Below are 19,175 nucleotides of genomic sequence, written 5' to 3'. Positions count from 1 at the left end.
ATAACCTCGATAAGAAGGAACGCCTGGCATGACTCTCTGGCAGCTTTTGAGCAGTTTTCCGACCTCCATCCCCACGGTGCTGCTGGCCGTGCTGCTGGTGTACTGGGTGATGTCGATCATCGGCCTGGTCGACGTGGGCGACTCGGTCCACTTGCACACCGACGTCGCCCATGGCCACGGCGCGCACGACCTGCACGACTTGCCCGACCTGCACACCCTGGCCGGATACGTGGTCGCGCTCGGCCTGGGCGGGGTGCCGCTGTCGGTGGCGGCCAGCGTGCTGGTGTTCTGCACCTGGCTCTCGACCGCCTTGCTGCATCAATACGCGCTGACCTGGCTGCCGACCGAGACCTTGCGCATGCTGGCCGGCTGCGCCGTGCTGCTGTTTTCCGGCGGCTTGTCGATTCCGGTCGCCGCGCGCGTGCTGCAACCCTTGCGCGCGCTGTTCGTCAAGCACGCCGCGCGCACCAACGAAAGCCTGGTGGGCCAGGACTGCCGCATCACCACCCAAAGCGTGGACCGGGGTTTCGGGCGCGCCGATGTCGACGCCCACGGCGTGAGCATCAATATCCGGGTCTGGGCCGCCGTGCCGAATGCGCTGGCCAAGGGCGCCAAAGCCATCATCGTCGCCTACGACCCGGCCACCCAGCAGTACGAAGTACAAGCAGCCCCCGCCGTTTTTTAACGACCAATCATTAGAACCTGAAAGAAATCATGGACATTCTGTTGCTCTCGATCGGTATCATCACCGTCATCGTTCTGGGCTGTTTTGCGCTGTTCTCGAAGTTTTACTACAAGGTCGAGCAGGGCCACGTCATGATCATCAATACGCTGCGCGCCGAGCCCGAAGTCACCTTCACCGGCGGCATGGTTTATCCGGTCATCCACAAAAAAGAGATGATGGAAATTTCGCTGAAGACGATTGAAATCAATCGCCACGGCAAGGACGGCCTGATTTGCCAGGATAATATCCGCGCCGACATCAAAGTCACCTTCTTCCTGCGCGTCAACAAGACCACCCAGGATGTGCTGAAAGTGGCCCAGGCGGTCGGCTGCGTGCGCGCATCGAACCAGCAAACCCTGGAAAACCTGTTCGCCGCCAAGTTCGCCGAAGCGCTCAAGACGGTCGGCAAGGCGATGGACTTCGTCGATCTGTACCAGGCGCGCGACCGTTTTCGCGACGATATCATCCGCCAGATCGGCGACGACTTGTCCGGTTATGTGCTGGAAGACGCCGCCATCGACTACATCGAGCAAACCCCGCTCGACAAGCTCGACGGCCATAACATCCTCGACGCCCAGGGCATCAAGAAGATCACCGAGCTGACCGCCATCGAAAACATCCGCACGAACGAGCTTAAGCGCGACGAAGAGATGCGCATCAAGAAGAAAAACGTGGAAACCCGCGAAGCGATCCTCGAACTCGAACGCCAGCAGGCCGACGCCGAATCGCGCCAGGGTCGTGAAGTGAGCTCGGTGCGGGCGCGCGAACAGGCCGAAACGCAAAAAATCCAGTCGGAAGAATTTACCAAGTCCGAACTGGCGCGCCTGCAGTCCGAGCAAACGGTGATGGTGCAGCAGGAAAACACCACGCGCGAAAAGGAAGTGGCCGAAAACAACCGCAAGCGCGCCGTGGCGATCGAAGAAGAGCGCGTCACCCGCGCCCGCCAGCTCGAAGTCGTCGACCGCGAAAAAGAAGTCGCGCTGCAGACCATCGAGAAGGAAAAAGCCATCGAAATCCAGAAGAAAGCCATCGCCGACGTGGTGCGTGAGCGCATCGTGGTCGAACGCACCGTGGCCGAGCAGGAAGAAGCGATCAAGGATGTGCGCGCCATTGCCGAGGCGGACCGCCATAAGAAGTCGGTCGTCATTGCGGCCGAAGCCGCCGCCGAGGAAAAACTGGTCATGACGGTCAAGGCGGCCGAAGCGGCGGAACGCTCGGCCAAGCACCGCGCCGTGCAAGACCTGACCGCCGCCGACGCCGCCCTCAAAGTGGCCGAGCGCCACGCCGAGTCGCAAAAGCGCGAAGCCGAAGGCAAGGAAGCCGAACTGGCCGCACCGGGCCTGGCCAGCGCCAGGGTGATGATCGCCTCGTCCGAAGCGATCCTCAAGCAGGGCGCCGCCGAAGCCGAATCGACGCGCCTGCGCATGCATGCCGAAGCGGCCGGGGTCGAGCAGATGGGCCTGGCCCAAGCGGCCGTCAAGAGCGCCGACGCCGCCGCCACCGCCACCCATGGCGACGCCGAGGCGCAAGTCATCCAGGCGCGTTTCGAAGCCGAATCGAAGGGCCTGGCGCTGAAATTCGAAGCCATGTCGGCCATGAGCGAAGAAACCCGGGCGCACGAAGAGTTCCGCATGCAGCTCGAAATCACCAACCAGCAGATCAACAAGGGCATCGATGCGCAAACCCTGATCGCCAAGGACCAGGCCGAAGTGCTGGGCAAGGCGCTGCAGAACGCACGCATCGACATCGTCGGCGGCGAAGGCGACTATTTCGACCGCTTCGTCAAGGCGCTCTCGATCGGCAAGGGCATCGACGCCACCGTCGAGAAGAGCCGCACCCTGCAAGTGGGCCTGAAGGACCACCTCAGCGGCGAGCGCGACATGGTGGGCGATATCCGCGGCCTGATCGGCGCGCTGGGCAGCTCCTCGGGCGAATTGCAGAACCTGACCGTCTCGGCCCTGCTGGCCAAGATCAGCAGCGACGGCACGGCGCAGCAGCAACAAGCGCTGCAAAGCTTGCTGGCGACCTTCAAGCCGGCGCTGGACGCCCCGCGCGCCAACTGAACCAAGCACCAGGGCGGGGCGCACCCCGCCCCAACTCACCATTTTCAGGAGACATCATGATTTGTCCAGCATGCGGCAGCCACCATTTTGCGCCCGTGAAGATCGAAGGCGGCCTGCCGGCCGAGCGTTGCGCCGACTGCCACGGCGCCTGGGTCGAGCTTGAGCGCTACCGGACCTGGCGCAAGAGCCGGCCCGAGGTCGCCGCGCCCGAGTACGCCGGCGACATTTCCCAGGTCAACGAACCGGTGCGCGTATGCGCCACCACCGGGCGCCTGATGACCCGCATCAAAGTGAGCAACGACAATCCCCTGCGCCTCGACTACAGCGCCATGGCGCAGGCGGTCTGGCTCGACAAGGGCGAGTGGGAGCGCCTGCTCGACATGGGCTTGCACGACCAGCTCGACGCCATCGTCTCCGAGCGCTGGCAGAACGACCTCAAGCACGCCGCCTCGCGCGAGCGCGCCGAGAAAGCCATGCGCCTGCGCTTCGGCGACGCCACCTACGAACAACTGGCGCAAATGCGCAACTGGCTGGCGGCCCAGCCGAACCAGTCCGAAATGATTGCATTCCTCAACGCCAAAGCGGATTAAGTCAATGACCGACGCACACGCAGCACCGGCGCCGGCCGATTCCGGCAATCCCTCCGACAATGCGCTCGAATCGAGCAGTTTCGACCTGCTGCGCGCCCGCCTGGGCGAGCATGGCAAGGCCCTGCAAGCGAAGGCGGCCCAGCTCAACGAATCGCGCCTGGCCGAATTCGGCCGCCAGGAAATGCTGCTGCGCGCGCGCACCCGCGCCCGCACCGACAACAACTGCGTCGCGCGCGACCTGGTATTGGTGGGCGACGTGCTGCTGTTCGGCTACAAGGTGTTCATGGGCTTGCGCCAGGAAACCCAGGTCGCGGACGTGTTCGCCCTGTACCGCCTGCGCGCCGACGGCGACGACGCCGAGCTCGAACCGCTCGCGCTGGCAAACACCTTCCTCGACCAGCCGCGCTTCCTGGCCGAATTTCGCGAGCTGTACAGCTACTACAAGAACGCCCAGCTGGTGCAGTTGCGCGTGCATCAGGGCAAGGTGTTGGCCGCCTTCAAGATCGGCGAGCGTATCAGCGATGTGCGCGTATTCCGCTGGCAACTGGAAGCCGGCGGCCAGGCCACCTACATCGACAACCGCGGCGAGCGCGACATTGCACTGCCGCCGACCCACGATTTCGAGTGGACCCAGACCACGCGCGAGCAGCACGTGCTGGGCAAGCATCCGCACATCAACATCCTCGACACCCTGTTCGTCGAAACGGTGGGCGGCGACCTGACGGTCAAGATCGAAAACAATACCGAAACCGGCCTGGGGATCTACGCCGAGCCGGTCGAGGACCGCAACCAGTCGCTCAACGATGGCGACATCGCCTACGCCGCCGTGGGCGAGCTGATCCTGCTGCGCATCAAGCCCTACCGCGAATCGGTGTTCCGCTACCTGGTCTTCAACCGCCGCACGGCGCAGGTGACCCGGGTCGACGCGGTCGGCGCGTCTTGCGTCCAGCTGCCCGAAGACCACGGCATCGTGTTCCCCGAAGGCTACATCCTGCAAAGCGGCGAAGCCAAGATCTTCGCCGACATGCCGCAAGACCTGCAATTCAAGCGGCGCGTGATCTCGCCCAATGGCGAGGACGTGCTGTACGTGTTTTACGGGGTGGAGCAGGGCGTCTACGTCTTGCTCACCTACAATATGATCAGCAAGACCTTGGCCCAGCCGCTCATTGCGCACGGCTACGCCCATTATCCCGACGGCGCCATGCTGCTGTTCTCCGCCGAAAGCGAGGAACCGCCCCGCAACCACGCCATGCAACTGTGGCAGACCGCCTTCGTGAGCGACGACCATGCCGCGCTGCAGGCGCCGCGCCAGAGCTACCTCGGCAAGATCGGCAACCGCGAGCTGGTGCGCGGCCTGTCGGAGCTGCTCTCGGTGGCGCGCGCCGTGCGCGAGCAGGCCGACGCCCCGCGCGACCAGTTGCCCGGCCGCTTCGTGTTCGAAGCGCTGCTGCGCCAGTGCCGCCGCATCGCCGATGCGTTCCACTGGCTGGGCACGCCGGAGGCGCATGACGCCGGCAGCGAAGTGCACGCCATGATCAGCGTGGCCGGCGCCACCCTCGACGAATTCGACAAGGCCGCCGCCGTGCGGCGCGCCGCCGCCGACACCCTGGCCCAGGCCGCGCTGGCGCAGCGCCAGTTGCTGACCGATACCGCCAGCCGCCTGTGGCAGTCGCCCGCCGACTTCATCGACGCGCTCGACGCGATCCGGCTGGCGCGCGGGCGCCTGGCCAGCCTGAAGGAACAGCGCTACATGGACGTGGCGCAACTGGGCGCGCTCGACGCCGAACTGGCGGCCGAAGAAGCGCGCGTGGCCGGCAATACCGTCACCTTCCTGGCGCGCGAGGATGCCTTTGCCCGCTTCACCGAGGAACTGGCGAAGCAGCGCGCCCAGCTGCCGGAGATGCACACCACGGCCGCGCTGGCCCCGCTGAACGACACGCTCGACCAGAACGCCGCGCGCCTGGACGGCCTGACCGAACTGCTGGGGACGCTGGCGGTGGGCGACGCCACCTTGCGCACACGCATCCTCAACACCATCTCGACCATCTACGCCGATGTCAACAAGCTGCGCGCCCAGGCGCGCCAGCACCGCAAGCAGCTCTCGCAGGGTGAATCGGCGGCCGAATTCGCCGCCCAGTTCCAGCTGTTCGGGCAGTCGGTCGAAAGCGCGCTCGAGCAGAGCGACTCGCCCGAGCGCTGCGACGAACTGCTGACCCGCCTGCTGGCCCAGCTGGAAGACCTGGAAGCCCGCTTCGCCGAGCAAGAAGATTACCTTGCCGAAATCGGCCACAAGCGCGAAGCCGTGTACGAAGCGTTTGAAGGGCGCAAGCAAGCCTTGCTGGACCAGCGCGGCCGGCGCGTGCAAGCCATCGTCGAAGCGGCGCGGCGCATCCTGGCCGGTGTGCCGAAGCGCCTGGCGCAACTGAACGACGCGGCCCAGCTGGAAGCTTACTTCGCGTCCGACGCCTTGCTGGGCAAGCTGCGCAGCAGCATCGCCGACCTGCGCAAACTGGGCGGCGCGGTCGGCGCCGACGACCTGGCCGGGCAATTGAAGGCCCTGCGCGAGCAGGGCCAGCGTTCCCTGCGCGACCGCAACGAACTGGTCACCGGCAACACCATCCGCCTGGGCAAGCACGCCTTCACCGTCAACCAGCAAGCGCTCGATCTGGCCCTGGTCACGCATGAAGGGCGGCCGGCCTACCACCTGGCCGGCACCGATTACTTCGCGCCGCTGGCCGACGCCCGTCTCGATGCCCTGCAAGCGTACTGGGGTTTCGAGACCATCTCCGAAAGCACGCAGGTGTACCGCGCCGAATACCTGGCCTGGCAGGTCGTGCTGGCTGCGCAGCAGGGCGCACCCGGCATGACATGGGGCGCACTGGTGCAGGCCGCGCGCGATGCGGCCGACCCGGCGCTGGACGACGCCGTGCGCCGCTTCGCCGCGCCGCGCTTCCACGAGGGATACCAGAAAGGCATCCACGATCACGACGCCGGCCTGATCTTGCGCAAGTTGCTGCCGATGCTGGAAGACGCCAGGCTGCTGCGTTACAGCCCCCTGGCGCGCGCCGTCGCCCTGATCTACTGGCAACACCTGGAAGACACCCCCGACCTGCACGCCACGGCCCAGGCGGCGCGGCGCCAGGCCGGACAAGCCGAGCTGATGCGCATCCAGTTCGGTAGCGAGCGCATGGGCAAGCAAGTGAAGGATCAATTCGGCAACGACCTGCGCGCGTTTTTGACGCAGCACGCGCTCGACATCGCCCCCTGGCTCGACAGCGCCACCGAAACCGTCGACAGCCTGCTCGACCAGAGCGCCGCCTACCTGCTGGCCGAACTCGGCTCCCAGGCCGCCGATACGCACCACGCCGCCCCGCATGAATGGGTGGCCAGCCGCGCCGGGTCGGAGCTGGCGCACAGATTGCGGCAACACCTGGAGCGGCACGCCATCGCGCTGCCGTGGCTGGACACCACGCTCGGCTGGCATACCCGCTGGCAACTGGCGACCGAATGGCTGCATGCCTTCATGCAGCAGGAGCAACATGACCTGGCATTATTGCCGGAAGCGGCGGCCGGTCTCTTGTGCGGCATGCCGCGCCAACTCCAGCAGGCCGACCTTGCCGCGCGGGTCGACGGCTTGCTGGGCGAACATGCGCGGGTCAAGGAGCAAGCCATGACGCTCCAGCTGAACGACTTCTTGCGGCGCCTGGCCTGGCACGCCGACGTGATCGTGCCGGCCTGCGAGCAGTTGCAGCAATTGCGCCAGAGCCTGGTGCAGGAAGAAAAACGGCGCCTGCGGCTGGAGCAGTTCCAGGCCAAGCCGCTGTCGAGTTTCGTGCGCAACCGCCTGATCGACGACGTCTACCTGCCGCTGGTGGGCGACAACCTGGCCAAGCAGATCGGCGCGGCCGGCGACGCCCGCCGTACCGATTCGATGGGCATGCTGCTGCTCATTTCGCCGCCGGGATACGGCAAGACGACCCTGATGGAATACCTGGCCGACCGCCTCGGCATGATTTTCGTGCGCATCAATTGCCCGGTGCTGGGCCACGCCATCACCTCGCTCGACCTGTCCCAGGCCGCGAACAGCGCGGCCAAAGCCGAGCTCGAAAAGCTGAACCTGGGCCTGGCAATGGGCAATAACGTGATGCTGTACCTGGACGACATCCAGCACACCAACCCGGAGTTTTTGCAAAAGTTCATCGGCCTGGCCGACGGCACCCGCCGCGTCGAGGGCGTGTGGCAAGGTGGCAGCCGCAGCTACGACCTGCGCGGCAAGCGCTTTGCCATCGTCATGGCCGGCAATCCGTACACCGAATCGGGCGACGTGTTCAAAATTCCCGACATGCTGGCCAACCGGGCCGACATCTACAATCTCGGCGACGTGCTCAGCGGGCGTGAAGACGTGTTCGCCATGTCGTACATCGAAAACGCGCTGGTCTCGCATCCGGAACTGCAAGTGCTGGCGATGCGCGATCCGCAGGATGTGGTGCGCCTGATCCGCATGGCGCAGGGCGAAGCGCTGGGAAGCGGCGAACTGGCGCACCCGTACACCAGCGCCGAGGTGGCCGAGATCGTCAAGGTGCTGCAGCGCCTGTTCAAGGTGCGCGACGCGCTGCTGGGCGTGAACATGGCGTACATTGCCTCGGCCGCGCAGGACGATGCCTACCGCACCGAGCCGCCGTTCAAGTTGCAGGGTAGCTACCGCAACATGAGCAAACTCACGCCCAAGGTGTCGGCGCTGATGAACGATGCCGAGCTTGACGCCTTGCTGCGCGACCATTATCGCGGCGAAGCGCAGACCTTGACCACCGGGGCCGAGGAAAACCTGCTCAAGCTGGCGCACCTGCTGGGGCAGCCGAGCGAGGCCGAGCAAGCGCGCTGGGCCGCCCTGGTCGCCGATTTCGTGCGCCTGCGCAAGCAGGGCGGGGCCGACGCCGATGGCGCCACCCGCGTGGCCAATACCCTGTCCGAGATCGGCAAGCAGATCGCCGCGCTGGGCCAGCACATGGCGCCGGCGGTGCATGTCACCGTGCCGGAACAGGCCAGCCTGCAAGCGGCCGTGCTGCGCCTGGCGGACAGCTACGAGCAGGCGCTGTTACCCTTGATTAGTTCCATGAACCACAAGATGCGGCTCGACCACAGCATCTGGGACAATGTGCGCGAGACCGGCGCCGACATCAAGGAGATCGAAAAACGCCTGGCCCGGCTGTTCCCGCCGGAGGGGAACCCGCCGTAAGGCCAGGGACGCGTCACCCCTTCGCGGGTGACGCGGGTTGGCCATCCTCGAAGTCGAGCGTATCCGGGTCGCTGTCGCCCGCCTGGGGCTTGCCGAAGATCTTCAGCCACGTAAAACCGATCACGCCGGCCACCAGCGACGCGAGCAAAATCGCCATCTTCGACGCATTGACCACCTCGGCCTGCCCGACGAAGGCCAGGTTGGTGATAAAAATCGACATGGTAAATCCGATCCCGCCCAACAATCCCGCGCCGAACACATGGCGCCAGGCAAGGTCCAGCGGAAGCCGGCAAATGCCCAGGGTGACCGCCGCCAGGCAGAACAAGGTAATGCCGAGTGGCTTGCCGATGACCAGGCCGGCCAGGATGCCCAGGCTGTTGGCCGATGCAAGATCGCCGGTCCAGCCCGACGCGATGATGATGCCGGTATTGGCCAGCGCAAAAATCGGCAGGATGATGAAGGCAACCGGCTTGTGCAGGATGTGTTCGAGCCGGTGCGATGGCGAATCCTGGTCGTCCTGCTTGGCGGAGAACGGAATGGCGAACGCCAGCAGCACGCCGGCAATGGTCGCATGCACGCCTGATTTGAGCATCAGGAACCACATGATGGCGCCGCCGAGCAGGTAAGGCGCCAGCGCCATGACGCGCAAAAAGCGGTTCATGAACAGCAGCAGGCCGAACATGGCGACGGCCCCCAGCAGATACGGCACCGACAACTGGGCGGTATAAAACACGGCGATCACGATAATCGCGCCCAGGTCGTCCATGACGGCCAGCGCGGTCAGGAAAATCTTGAGCGAGGCCGGTACGCGGCTGCCCAGCAGGGCCAGCACGCCGAGGGCGAAGGCGATATCGGTCGCCATCGGAATGCCGATGCCGGCCTGGGTGGGCGAACCGTTATTCAAGCCAAAATGGATCAGCGCCGGCACGCAAATGCCGCCCACCGCCGCCACGATCGGCAGCAGCGCATTCTTGAAGTTGGACAGTTCGCCGTTGTACAGTTCGCGTTCCAGTTCCAGGCCGATCAGCAGGAAAAAGATCGCCATGAGGGCATCGTTAATCCAGTGCTCGACGCTCATTCCGGCCAGCTTGAGGTGCCAGAAAGCCAGGTAGTCGGCGCCGACAGCGGAATTGGCCAGCACGAGCGACACCAGCGTGCAAAAGATGAGGACAATGCCCCCGGCTTTGCTCGAAGCAAAGAACTCCTTGAAACTTTTGGAGAGGGTTTTGGAAACAGTAGGGGAGGAAAGTGGGTTCATAGGCCGCAAGAAAGCTGCGTGGCGGCCCGACCATCGCAAACACCTGCCACACGGACGTGTGGGCACCCAATGCGAAGTATATCCTATTCCGGCGCTCGCCCGGCTGGTCAATCCATCATTTCGACAAACGCCTTCTTTTCCATGTCCCAAGCCTGGCTGTTGAATGGGTAAGTGTCGTAACTCAAATAGAAGCCTTCCGCCGTGCGCAGGTAATGAACGCGGGAGCCGTACTTGATTCTTTTCCGGGAAATAGCGGCGATATTGTCAGCCGTAGCCACTTGCATCAAGGACTCCGGAAAGACCCCGGTGTGCTTTTTGTAGTCGTAAACAGCCGCAGCCACTTCCGATGCCGCGCGTTGAACGCCGGGATTGAACATCGAGCCGACGAACGTACTCAATAAAAACCCGAACAGCCCGGTGAAAAACAGCTTCCAGCTGGCGAAGAATCGACCTCTTAACGCCGACCCGACAACCGCGCCCAATAGCAGCAACATCAACGCCATGCCACTGAACAGTCCCTTGAAGTTGTCCTTCACGTCATACAGCCCGAGCGCCAGAAACGCCATGACGCACGTCACATAGTTGAAGTAAACCGGCTTCATGGATGATTACCCGCGATGAAATTGTTCGGATTTGTCGATAGCATCTGTAAAAATGCCGCAGAGACAGATTCTAATCGACCCGCGCCCGCATAAAAAGAGCGCCGGACAGTGACCCGTCCGGCGCTCTTTCCACTGCCTGTGCTGTTAAACGATTACAGCGACTTGAGGAATGCCAGCAGCGCCGCGCGGTCCTGCGCCGACAGCGCTTCGAAACGCTGGCGCGACTTGTCGGCTTCGCCGCCATGCCACAAGATCGCCTCGGTCAGGTTGCGCGCGCGGCCATCGTGCAGGTAACCGACTTTGCCGTCCTGGCCCATGACCATGTCGGTGTACCCGATGCCCCACAGCGGCGCGGTACGCCACATACTGCCCTTGGCCTGGCCCTCGGCAAACTTGTCGGCCAGTCCGGCGCCCATGTCATGCAGCAGCATGTCGGTGTACGGACGGATGGTCTGGTTGCGCAGCTCGGCGAACAGGTGGCCGGCACCGGTCTTCATCTGCACCGTATGGCAGGCGGCGCAGCGCATGCCGGTAAACAGCTTGCCGCCGGCGCTCACTTGCTGGGCGTCGACACGGTGCTCGTCGAGCGGCGCCACGCCCTTCGGAAAGCCGCTGGCAACGCTGCGCTGGGCCGGCACGCCGACCAGGGCCAGGTACTGCGTGATCGATTTCAGGTCCGACTCGAGAATGCCCTTTTGCGCGCCTTTCGATCCGCAACCGGCCGGGTCAAAGCCACAGCTGCGGTTGCGATACACCGGCGAGGTGACCGACATGTCGAGCAGCAGCGCGTCGGCGCTCTGGTGACGCAGGGTGGCTTTTGAGGCCTTCCAGCCGAAACGGCCCAGGCGCACCGCGCCGCTTTCCGGATCGAACACGAAATTGGCCGTGCCCTTGACGCCATCGGCATCGACCGCTTGCGCGGCGCGCGCCAGGATATCGGCTTCCGGAATCGCTTCGAGCAAGCCGGTGCCGATCATCGGCTGGGCCGCGCGCAGCGAGAAGGCGGCTGGCGCCGGGCCTTCGAAGCCGAGCGTCGGTTTGCGCAGTTCGACCGTGCTGCCGTCGGCCAGCTTGACCGAGCGCGTCTCGAAGCCGGTGACGCGCGCGCCCATGCCCCAGTTCTGCGCGCTGCCGGTCGGCGAAACGGCGTTCATCTGGACTGCGGTGCCGTACAGCGGATGCGGCACTTGCTGGCCGTTGGCGCCGACGCTGGCAACCCGGACCGACATGCTGTCGAGGCGCTGGCCGAGCGCGGCGGGCGCGGGGCTGCGGCCGTTGTTGACGTGGCAGGCGATACAGGCGGACTGGTTGTAGCGCTGGCCTTGCAGGCCGACCGCCGCTGCGTAGCGGTCGTTGCCGCCCTCGTTATGCTCGCCGGTCAGGAAGCTGGTGTGCACCAGGCGCCGTCCCTCGACAAAACGCTGCATGTTTTGCATGCCGACGTTGTTGTGCGGCTGCTGGAACATGAACAGGCCGTTATCGGTGTAGTTGTAGGAAATCGAGCCCTGGCCGCCGGACAGGGTGTCTTCCGGCAGCGGCACCGAGTTCAGGCGCGGCTGCACGCCGTACCACGGTTTCAGGCCGGCCCCGACCACATACACCCACTCGTACGAGTAATAGCGGATGCCGCCGGTATCGCCCTTGGCGGCCATGGCCTCCCTGGTCGAGAAGAAAGAAGGCGAGACCTCGATGATGTCGCCGGCGACCAGCGCGCGTCCCGGCACGCTCTTACCGTTCGGCATGCCGTTGGCGTCGATGCCGCCGTGGCCCGGATACCCCTTGACCAGCAAGGTGCAGGCGCCGTTGATGCCGTTGGCATTGGTCAGCTTGCCGTTGGCGGGGTAGGCGATCGGTGCGCACTGCGCCACGCTGCGGTCGACCAGTTCGCCGGGATTCATCCAGCCGTAGCCGGTCACGCCGGGACGGTCGAAGGCACGGAAGAAGGCGATGCCGCCGGACAAAAAGTCGGTCTGGGTGTACTGGTTGACGATCAGTTGCGGCTTGGTGACGCCGGCCACGCGGCTGTTGTCGATGATTTCGACGCCCCAGGTGCGGTTCTTGAAATATTGCGGCACGAAGGTGAGGTAGTTGCCCGGGCCTTTGTTGACGGCCAGGCCGGTGGCCGGGTCGATCGTTTCGTTCGGGCCTTCGCCGACCTCGTTCCACTCCTCGCCACGCTCGCGGCCGTGGCGCGCCAGGCCGCGCGCGCCGAAGCGGGTGACCAGGGTGCCGTCGGGCAGGGTGAACTGCAACGTTTCGAGCGCTTCGGCCGCTTGCGGCAAGGGGCTCATCGCGCTGCCGTTGGCGGGGAAGGGATGGGCCGACGTGACGGCGGGCGGCACGGTGTTGTCGCTGCCGGGGCTCTTGAAGTCGACTTCGAACAGCGAGTAGCCGTACTGGGTAGCGCGCGCCACGCCCTGCAGGCGGATGAAGCGGGCGTTGACGCCCAGGTTGAAGAATTCCTCGGTGCCGCCGCGGCCGTTGCTGACGCTGCGCACCTGGGTCCAGTTCTGGCCATCGTCCGACACGCGCAGTTCGTACTGCTTGCCGTAGGCGTTTTCCCAGAGCAGCTTCATGTAGCCGACTTGCGTCTTGACGCCGAAGTCGAACTCGATCCAGGCGCCGTCTTCGGCCTTGCTGGCCCAGCGCGTGGCAGGTTTGCCATCGACCGTCATGGCGGCCGACATGGCCTGGTTTTCCACCGCCGACGAGCTGGTCGCGACCGGCTTGATGGCCACCCCTGGTTGGCTGGCGTCGACCGGGCCGGGCACGGGGGTGGGCACGGGCGTGGTCGGCACCGGCGTGCCCGAAAACGCCTGGATTTCGAAGACCGAATAGCCGTACTGCGACGAGCGCTTGACGCCCTGCATGCGCAGATAGCGGCCTTTGCCGTTCAGGCCGGTGATCTCTTCGGTGCCGCCCTGGCTGTCGTCCACGGTTTTGATGGTGGTCCAGTTGGCGTTGTCGTCCGACACTTGCAAGAGGTATTGGCTGGCGTGCGCGTTTTCCCAGTCGATCCGCACCCGGCTGATCAGTTCGGATTTGCCGAAGTCGAGCGTGAGCGATTCGCCATCGTTAAATCCGCTGCCCCAACGCGTTTTGTCGTTGTGGTCGATGGCGGCCGCGCCGCCCAGGTCGGGCCGCTCGGCCGAACTGGCGCTGGCGCCGACCGGGGTGAGCGCGGTTTCGGCCGCCGCCGCGACCAGGCGCGATGTGCCGCTCATGCCGCCCTGGCCCACAGGAGCCGGCTCGCCGCCGCCGTTGCCATTGCCGCCGCAAGCGGCCAGCAGCAGTGTCAGGGCGAGGGGAAGGCCCTGGACTGACAGCTTGCGCAACGGTCCCCGCGCCGCGCCGTGCCGGCGCGCGCCCGATGTTGTGTACCTCATGTTTACCTCGTTTGGTCGGACTTCATTAAAAGTGATCCCGCCGGGCGCAGGGCCGGGCGGCATGCTTCTCTTGTTTGGTCCAGGGCGAGCGGCCACCCTGACGGTGTGCAGTTTCCTGATTGCTCTGCATTCAATTTGCATCTTTATAACATGCACATATGACAATCTGGAAACCTTCCCATCCATTTTGGCGGTTTTTTGCGAGGAAGTGTTGGGAAGGCGCGACGAATGGCGCTCCGATATTTACGCTGGAGACGGAAAACGGGCGGCATTGCGCGCGCCCTCGGCCGCAGCCAGCCATTGCCGGCTGGCGATGGCGATGCCTCGCATCAGGGGAGCGGTGCGGAATGCTCCGGGCCGGCGACGATGATCGTCGGTACCGGCTCGGTTTCTCCGCCGCGCAGCCACCAGAACAGCACCGCCATCATGAACGGGCCGATAAACAGGCCGAGAACGCCCATGGTCGAGACGCCGCCAAGCAAACCGAAGAGCACCGCCAGGAAGGGCAGGTTGACGCGCTTGCCGATGAGTTTGGGGCGCACGAACTTATCGACCAAAAACAACTCGAAGGCGCCCCAGCAAAACAAGCCCAGCGCCGCGCCCGCATGGCCTTGTCCCAGTAGAAGCAGCGAGACCGAGGTGAACGCCAGCGGCGCACCACCCGGAATCAGGGCCAGGTAGCCGGTGATCACACCGAGAAGGACCGGGGCGGGCGCTCCCGCCACCGCGTAGGCCAGCCCCAGGACCAGGCCTTCCAGCAACGCGACCGAACATAGGCCGAGGGCGGTGCCGCGCACCGAGAGCGGCAGCAGGCGGCGCAACGCCGCGTAGTGCTTCAGGAGCAGGCGGTTGCCGGCGTGGTCGACATAGTGCGCGACCGCCGGCCCATGCAGATACAGGATGAACAGGGTCAGGATGGCCAGGAACAGGTACAGGGCATTGGTCAGGATGGTGGCGCCCAGCGTGCGGGCGGTACCCGTCAGGAAGGGCACGAATTCTCCCGCCGTGCTCTGGATCAGGGAACTCAGTCCACCCGGCTGGGCCAGGTTTTCCTGCCACCACTTCATCGCCGGTTCGGCGACCACCGGCAAGCGCGCCAGCCATTCCGGCGCCGCAACACCGGTCTGGTTGATCTCGCCGAGCAAGCGTTCCACGGTTTCCAGTTCATTGCTCAGCGTATTGATCAGGAAGATGGATGGACCCGCGAGCGTGATCACCAGCACGGCGACCAGCGTGCTTGCGCTGGCAACCCTGGACCAGCCTCTTTGCAGCAGCCGCTCGTGCAGTGGCCAGGTAATGACCGCCAGCAGTCCGGCCCATGCCAGGGAGCCAAGGAAGTGCTGGAGCAGGAAAGCCAGCGCAGCCGCGAATACGATCGGCAAGACGGGAAATTTTGACACGCCTTCTACTCCGTTTTTCATTTGATTTGCGGCTCGCTGTCCGAACAAGGGCGCGTCACCGGCACTGCGGCATGACCGGCGAGAGACCGGTCGGGCGGGTCTTGAGATGGCGATCAAGAATGAGATTGTCGATGCCCGGCACGATCTCAAGTGCCACCAGTGTCAGCGAGCCGACCCGGATAGTCGGGTCAAAGAACCATGCCATGAAGTATGCCTGTCGTGATGAAGTGTGTAAAACGTCGGAACCGATTCTGGACCGCCAGGCGGAATGGGGTGAAATTATACCTCCCGCCGCGCTGCGGATGAGGCCGAACACGGTGACGGGGAAGACGGGCACATCGCCATACTGTGCGCTTATACAGTTCTCAATCGTCCCGGCATGCACAAATGCATGCCGGGGACGGCACATGCGACCGCAGGGAGGGTACGACGACTCGCGGGGCGCGTATTGACCCGTGCCGGCCGGCGACGGCGCCGGCCCCGGTTGATGGTGAGATTCAGGGGGCCGGTTTGGCGTTCAGCGCTGCCGGTCTGTGTTCAGCTCGCGCCGTTGAATTCCTTCGTCTCGGCGTCACGGCGCCGTAGCAAGCCAGCCAGGACCGTGCCGTTGCAGCGGTCCCATTTGTCGAACTGTTCGGCAGCCGCGGCAAAATTGCCCGCGTTCAAGTCGGTCAACAGGGTGGATTTCTGCAGATTGCCGCGCCCGAGATTGAAATCGAAATCGACCAGCGCATCGAATTCGCCCTGCGTCAGCTGGACGCTCACCAGCAGATTGACGTCGTTGACGCTGGTCTGGATATTTTTCTGGAGGTCCGCCACGGCTTGTTGCTGTGTGATGGTGGAACCCGGCACAACGCCGTGGGTATTGCCGTAGCCATTGGTCCAGACGCCACCGGAATCGCGGTAGGCGGTCAGCTTGCAACCTTCAAATTGTTCCGTCAACGCCAGTCCAGTTGTACTGTATTGCATTTCTGGTGTCATATATTTCTCCCATGTGGTGTGGAATGCCAGGTCAAACAGCGGTAACGGGATTTAAGCGGAGATGCCCCTGTTCGGGCGAGCATCTCCGCACCACGCATCGTATCGTATCGTGGTCAATTTTGCCTCATGCGGGGTGGAGGACGCCACGGGTATGCGCCAGCACGGCTTGAATCGTTGGAACGCAGTGCGCATCGGGGTCTGCAACGGAATCGTCGTAATTAAGAATGGCGATCTCGACGACCGTCACTTGCGGATCTCCGTTCCTGGTAAATCCCGGTGGAGAAGCACCCTTGTACTCGTATTGGTACCATTGCTGGCTCTCGACTTCCAGGTGGTCGAACAGCGTCCAACTGTCGTACGTGTTTCCGGCTTTGAGATCCAATGTCGTGACGTTAGTCGTGGAGGTTGACCAGGTTTGCGTTTCCTCGCTTGTCAGCTCCAGACTCGCCGTCACCGACGCCGACATGCCGAATCCGGCAGCGCCGGCAGTCACAGAGATTGTTTGCACGAACTTCGTCATCTTGCTCTGGTCATACCCGCTGGTGACCGAATGCGAGTGGGAACCGTTTGACGCGGCATGGTACGGCGGCGTATTCAAGCGCCAGACCTGATACCGGGTGATGATGAACGAGTTATAGGTCTGCCAGTGATCGTGCTGGCTGTCGTTGTAGACAGTCGGTGAATTTGGCTGATCGGTCGCGGTGTACGTCTGGCCCTTCAGCAATACTGTCGGGACGCTGAGAATAGCGGGGTAATCGCGCAACAGCGGTGGTCTCACACTTGAGAAAACATAGCTCACGGCATTCTCCTGGTAAATGGTATCAATCATGAGGCACATCGATTACCAAGTAAGCGCGTATAAGTTCTCGTAATTTCCAGCTTCCATAAGCGGCGCCTTGCAAGCATCCGCTTCCGTTCGCTGTAAATCACAATAATTCCTGCACACCTACTAAATTCACTGAAAAGAATCCACCGGGGTTCCGGGATGCGCTATTCTTATTAACGAATTCGTTCTCGCCGTACCACAGTCGAGGGCAAGATTGCCGCCGACAAGCCCACCTTACAGAGAGCAGCGGAGCGCGCCTATAACTCCGATAGGGTATCGCCAAGTCCCGCTGCGGCGATGCCCAAGGCCAGTTCGGCCACCGAGTGCACTCCCAATAACCTGAAGATGGCTTGGCGGTGCTTTGCGACGGTTTGGTAGCTGACCAACAGCAAGCGCGCGATTTGCTTGCTTGTCAGCCCGGCGGACACCTTCAGCGCAACGTCGATCTGGCGCCTGCTTAAGGTGGCCCATGCTGCGCAAAATTCGAGTCCGGCGCACCGCCTGCCGCTACCGCCGCGTAACAGGCGATCCGCCCCGCGCCATGGAGGTCGAGTTTGACGAGGATATTGGACCGATGCTTCCTGACCGTGAAATACGCAATGCCCAGCATGACTGCGATGGATCTGGAATTGAAACTGCGCCCGATTAACAACAGAATCTCTTGCTCGCGAAAGGTGAGTTCGCGCTTCACTTGGTTTGTCATTCAGGGATCGTGGGTGGCTTGGCGTCTGACTGGAAGGAACATCCTCCACCTGTCATGTATTAGCTGACAAGTACATCAAGCGCTTCTTGTAGTGAAAAGACAACGTTTTTTCCGACTATTCCACGCACACGGCCAAAACCGTCGGCACTTCGATGAGAACCTCGGCAACAGCGCGATGATCGAACTGCTATACTGTACGTTAACACAGTATTCCGGGCTTCCCGCATGCATAAATTTACGCCGATCAACCTGGAACCGGTAGCCCGCAGCGGTCCCGTTCCCAGCGACACCAAGCGCCCGGACATCGGCATTTTCCACGTGGCCGACGACGCCATCACGAACGCCAGCACCGACAGCGAAATCGCCCGCGAGTTCATCGCGCATGGCGAACTGAGCGAAAAATCGATCGCCAATACGCAAAAGGAACTGTTCCGTTTTCTCACCTGGTGCCGCGAGGAAGCGGGCAGGTCGTTCCACCAGCTCAGCGTGGCCGACCTGAACCTGTACAAGGAATTCCTCAAGAACCCGCCGCCCGACTGGGTCGCCACCACCAAGTGGCCGCGCACCGATCCGCGCTACCGCCCGTTCACGGGGCCGCTGTCGGACGCCAGCCGGCGCCAGGCGATGATCGCCGTCAAGGGTTTGCTGGCCTTTGCCGAACAGACCGGCTACATGCGGCGCAATCCGGCGCGCCTCGTCAAAAACGTGCGGGCGCCGGTGGCCAGTCGCATCACGCGCTACCTGACCCCGCACGCCATCGGGTTGGCGCTCGCCACGGTCTCGGCGCGCGCCGCCGAGACGCCGTCGGCACTGCGGCGGCGCGCGCGCGACCGCTTTTTGCTGGTGGCGTTCACCCACACCGGCGCGCGCCTGAACGAAATTGTCAGCGCCAACATGGGGGCGATCTATACCGAGGGCAACGGCCGCTGGTGGCTTGACGTGATTGGCAAAGGCAACAAGCCGCGCCGCCTGCCGGTGCCGCCGGAAATGCTGGCCGCCTTGCGCGACTACCGCCAGGCCTTCGGCCTGCTGCCGCAGACCTCGCGCACCGACCGCACGCCCTTGGTGCTGTCGAGTCGCAACCATTCGCTCGCGCGCATCACCGACGAAGCCGCCGCCCAGGCGCTCAAAGCCGTGTTCGCGGCGGCCGCTTTCGCCGCGGCCGGCCAGGGCGATACCGAAACGGCCGCCGTGCTGCGCCAGGCCTCGCCGCACTGGCTGCGTCACAGCATGCTGACCAACCACGCCAACAATGGCGTGCAGCTGAAAACCCTGCAGGACACGGCCGGGCACGCCAACATCGCCACCACGGCGGCCTACCTGCACAAGACCGATAACGAGCGGCACGACGAAATCATCGCCTCGGTGATCGGCAGGGGCGGCCCGTAAAAAGTTAACGCGCCGGC

At 63.8% G+C, this 19,175-nt stretch carries 14 protein-coding genes; 5 read left to right on the top strand and 9 right to left on the bottom strand.

What is annotated here, in order from left to right; all coding sequences use genetic code 11:
• Positions 1–28: 28 nt before the first annotated feature.
• From F0185_RS04860 to F0185_RS04845, 4 genes are read left to right on the top strand one after another with little or no spacing between them, the layout of a single operon-like run.
• Positions 29–685 carry a ubiquinone biosynthesis protein gene (locus F0185_RS04860; RefSeq protein ID WP_167222088.1) on the top strand — a complete coding sequence of 219 codons (657 nt, stop codon included), beginning with the start codon at positions 29–31 and terminating at the stop codon, positions 683–685.
• Between the two features lie 29 nt (positions 686–714).
• On the top strand, positions 715–2,787 hold the full coding sequence (locus F0185_RS04855) for a flotillin family protein (RefSeq protein WP_167222086.1): 2,073 nt from the start codon (positions 715–717) through the stop codon (positions 2,785–2,787).
• A gap of 56 nt (positions 2,788–2,843) precedes the next feature.
• Positions 2,844–3,377 (top strand): zf-TFIIB domain-containing protein, encoded by a 534-nt coding sequence (locus tag F0185_RS04850; RefSeq protein WP_167222084.1) that lies wholly within the window; start codon positions 2,844–2,846, stop codon positions 3,375–3,377.
• Between the two features lie 4 nt (positions 3,378–3,381).
• Positions 3,382–8,613, top strand: a complete 5,232-nt coding sequence (locus F0185_RS04845) for a DNA repair ATPase (RefSeq protein ID WP_167222082.1) — start codon at positions 3,382–3,384, stop codon at positions 8,611–8,613.
• A 13-nt stretch (positions 8,614–8,626) separates the two neighbouring features.
• Here the strand turns inward: F0185_RS04845 and nhaA are convergent, their stop codons facing one another.
• The 9 genes from nhaA to F0185_RS04800 form a co-directional block, all read right to left on the bottom strand.
• Entirely contained in the window at positions 8,627–9,871 is a 1,245-nt protein-coding gene (nhaA, locus tag F0185_RS04840; RefSeq protein ID WP_167222080.1) for a Na+/H+ antiporter NhaA, read from the bottom strand.
• A 107-nt stretch (positions 9,872–9,978) separates the two neighbouring features.
• Positions 9,979–10,473 (bottom strand): hypothetical protein, encoded by a 495-nt coding sequence (locus F0185_RS04835; RefSeq protein WP_167222078.1) that lies wholly within the window; start codon positions 10,471–10,473, stop codon positions 9,979–9,981.
• A 152-nt stretch (positions 10,474–10,625) separates the two neighbouring features.
• Positions 10,626–13,859 (bottom strand): di-heme oxidoredictase family protein, encoded by a 3,234-nt coding sequence (locus F0185_RS04830; RefSeq protein ID WP_167222076.1) that lies wholly within the window; start codon positions 13,857–13,859, stop codon positions 10,626–10,628.
• 329 nt (positions 13,860–14,188) lie between these two features.
• Positions 14,189–15,259: an AI-2E family transporter gene (locus tag F0185_RS04825; RefSeq protein WP_370663973.1), complete on the bottom strand. Its 1,071-nt coding sequence runs from the start codon at positions 15,257–15,259 to the stop codon at positions 14,189–14,191.
• A 55-nt stretch (positions 15,260–15,314) separates the two neighbouring features.
• Positions 15,315–15,464 (bottom strand): hypothetical protein, encoded by a 150-nt coding sequence (locus F0185_RS35420; RefSeq protein ID WP_370663972.1) that lies wholly within the window; start codon positions 15,462–15,464, stop codon positions 15,315–15,317.
• Between the two features lie 332 nt (positions 15,465–15,796).
• Positions 15,797–16,240 carry a lysozyme gene (locus F0185_RS04815; protein ID WP_223164448.1) on the bottom strand — a complete coding sequence of 148 codons (444 nt, stop codon included), beginning with the start codon at positions 16,238–16,240 and terminating at the stop codon, positions 15,797–15,799.
• 124 nt (positions 16,241–16,364) lie between these two features.
• On the bottom strand, positions 16,365–17,069 hold the full coding sequence (locus tag F0185_RS04810) for a hypothetical protein (protein ID WP_167222074.1): 705 nt from the start codon (positions 17,067–17,069) through the stop codon (positions 16,365–16,367).
• A 254-nt stretch (positions 17,070–17,323) separates the two neighbouring features.
• The gene (locus F0185_RS35415; RefSeq protein ID WP_223164447.1) at positions 17,324–17,494 is read right to left on the bottom strand and encodes a LuxR C-terminal-related transcriptional regulator; all 171 of its coding nucleotides are present in this window, start codon (positions 17,492–17,494) and stop codon (positions 17,324–17,326) included.
• 29 nt (positions 17,495–17,523) lie between these two features.
• A complete protein-coding gene (locus F0185_RS04800; RefSeq protein ID WP_167222072.1) occupies positions 17,524–17,769 on the bottom strand; it encodes a response regulator transcription factor in 246 nt (81 codons plus the stop codon).
• A 225-nt stretch (positions 17,770–17,994) separates the two neighbouring features.
• Between F0185_RS04800 and F0185_RS04795 the strand changes: the two genes are divergently transcribed.
• Positions 17,995–19,158, top strand: coding sequence for a tyrosine-type recombinase/integrase (locus F0185_RS04795; protein WP_167222070.1), 1,164 nt, complete (start codon positions 17,995–17,997; stop codon positions 19,156–19,158).
• Positions 19,159–19,175: the final 17 nt, after the last annotated feature.

The sequence above is a fragment of the Massilia rubra genome (genome assembly GCF_011682065.1).
Classification (GTDB): domain Bacteria; phylum Pseudomonadota; class Gammaproteobacteria; order Burkholderiales; family Burkholderiaceae_D; genus Telluria_A; species Telluria_A rubra.
This window is presented reverse-complemented; position numbering and strand designations above follow the sequence as displayed.

What these genes read in the sequence shown, in the direction of transcription:
- F0185_RS35420 (WP_370663972.1), bottom strand. Translation starts at nt 15,464, where the DNA reads ATGGCATGGTTCTTTGACCCGACTATCCGGGTCGGCTCGCTGACACTG.
- F0185_RS04855 (WP_167222086.1), top strand. Translation starts at nt 715, where the DNA reads ATGGACATTCTGTTGCTCTCGATCGGTATCATCACCGTCATCGTTCTG.
- F0185_RS04810 (WP_167222074.1), bottom strand. Translation starts at nt 17,069, where the DNA reads ATGATTGATACCATTTACCAGGAGAATGCCGTGAGCTATGTTTTCTCA.
- F0185_RS04845 (WP_167222082.1), top strand. Translation starts at nt 3,382, where the DNA reads ATGACCGACGCACACGCAGCACCGGCGCCGGCCGATTCCGGCAATCCC.
- F0185_RS04835 (WP_167222078.1), bottom strand. Translation starts at nt 10,473, where the DNA reads ATGAAGCCGGTTTACTTCAACTATGTGACGTGCGTCATGGCGTTTCTG.
- F0185_RS04850 (WP_167222084.1), top strand. Translation starts at nt 2,844, where the DNA reads ATGATTTGTCCAGCATGCGGCAGCCACCATTTTGCGCCCGTGAAGATC.
- F0185_RS04800 (WP_167222072.1), bottom strand. Translation starts at nt 17,769, where the DNA reads ATGACAAACCAAGTGAAGCGCGAACTCACCTTTCGCGAGCAAGAGATT.
- F0185_RS04830 (WP_167222076.1), bottom strand. Translation starts at nt 13,859, where the DNA reads ATGAGGTACACAACATCGGGCGCGCGCCGGCACGGCGCGGCGCGGGGA.
- nhaA (WP_167222080.1), bottom strand. Translation starts at nt 9,871, where the DNA reads ATGAACCCACTTTCCTCCCCTACTGTTTCCAAAACCCTCTCCAAAAGT.
- F0185_RS04795 (WP_167222070.1), top strand. Translation starts at nt 17,995, where the DNA reads ATGCATAAATTTACGCCGATCAACCTGGAACCGGTAGCCCGCAGCGGT.
- F0185_RS04860 (WP_167222088.1), top strand. Translation starts at nt 29, where the DNA reads ATGACTCTCTGGCAGCTTTTGAGCAGTTTTCCGACCTCCATCCCCACG.
- F0185_RS04815 (WP_223164448.1), bottom strand. Translation starts at nt 16,240, where the DNA reads ATGACACCAGAAATGCAATACAGTACAACTGGACTGGCGTTGACGGAA.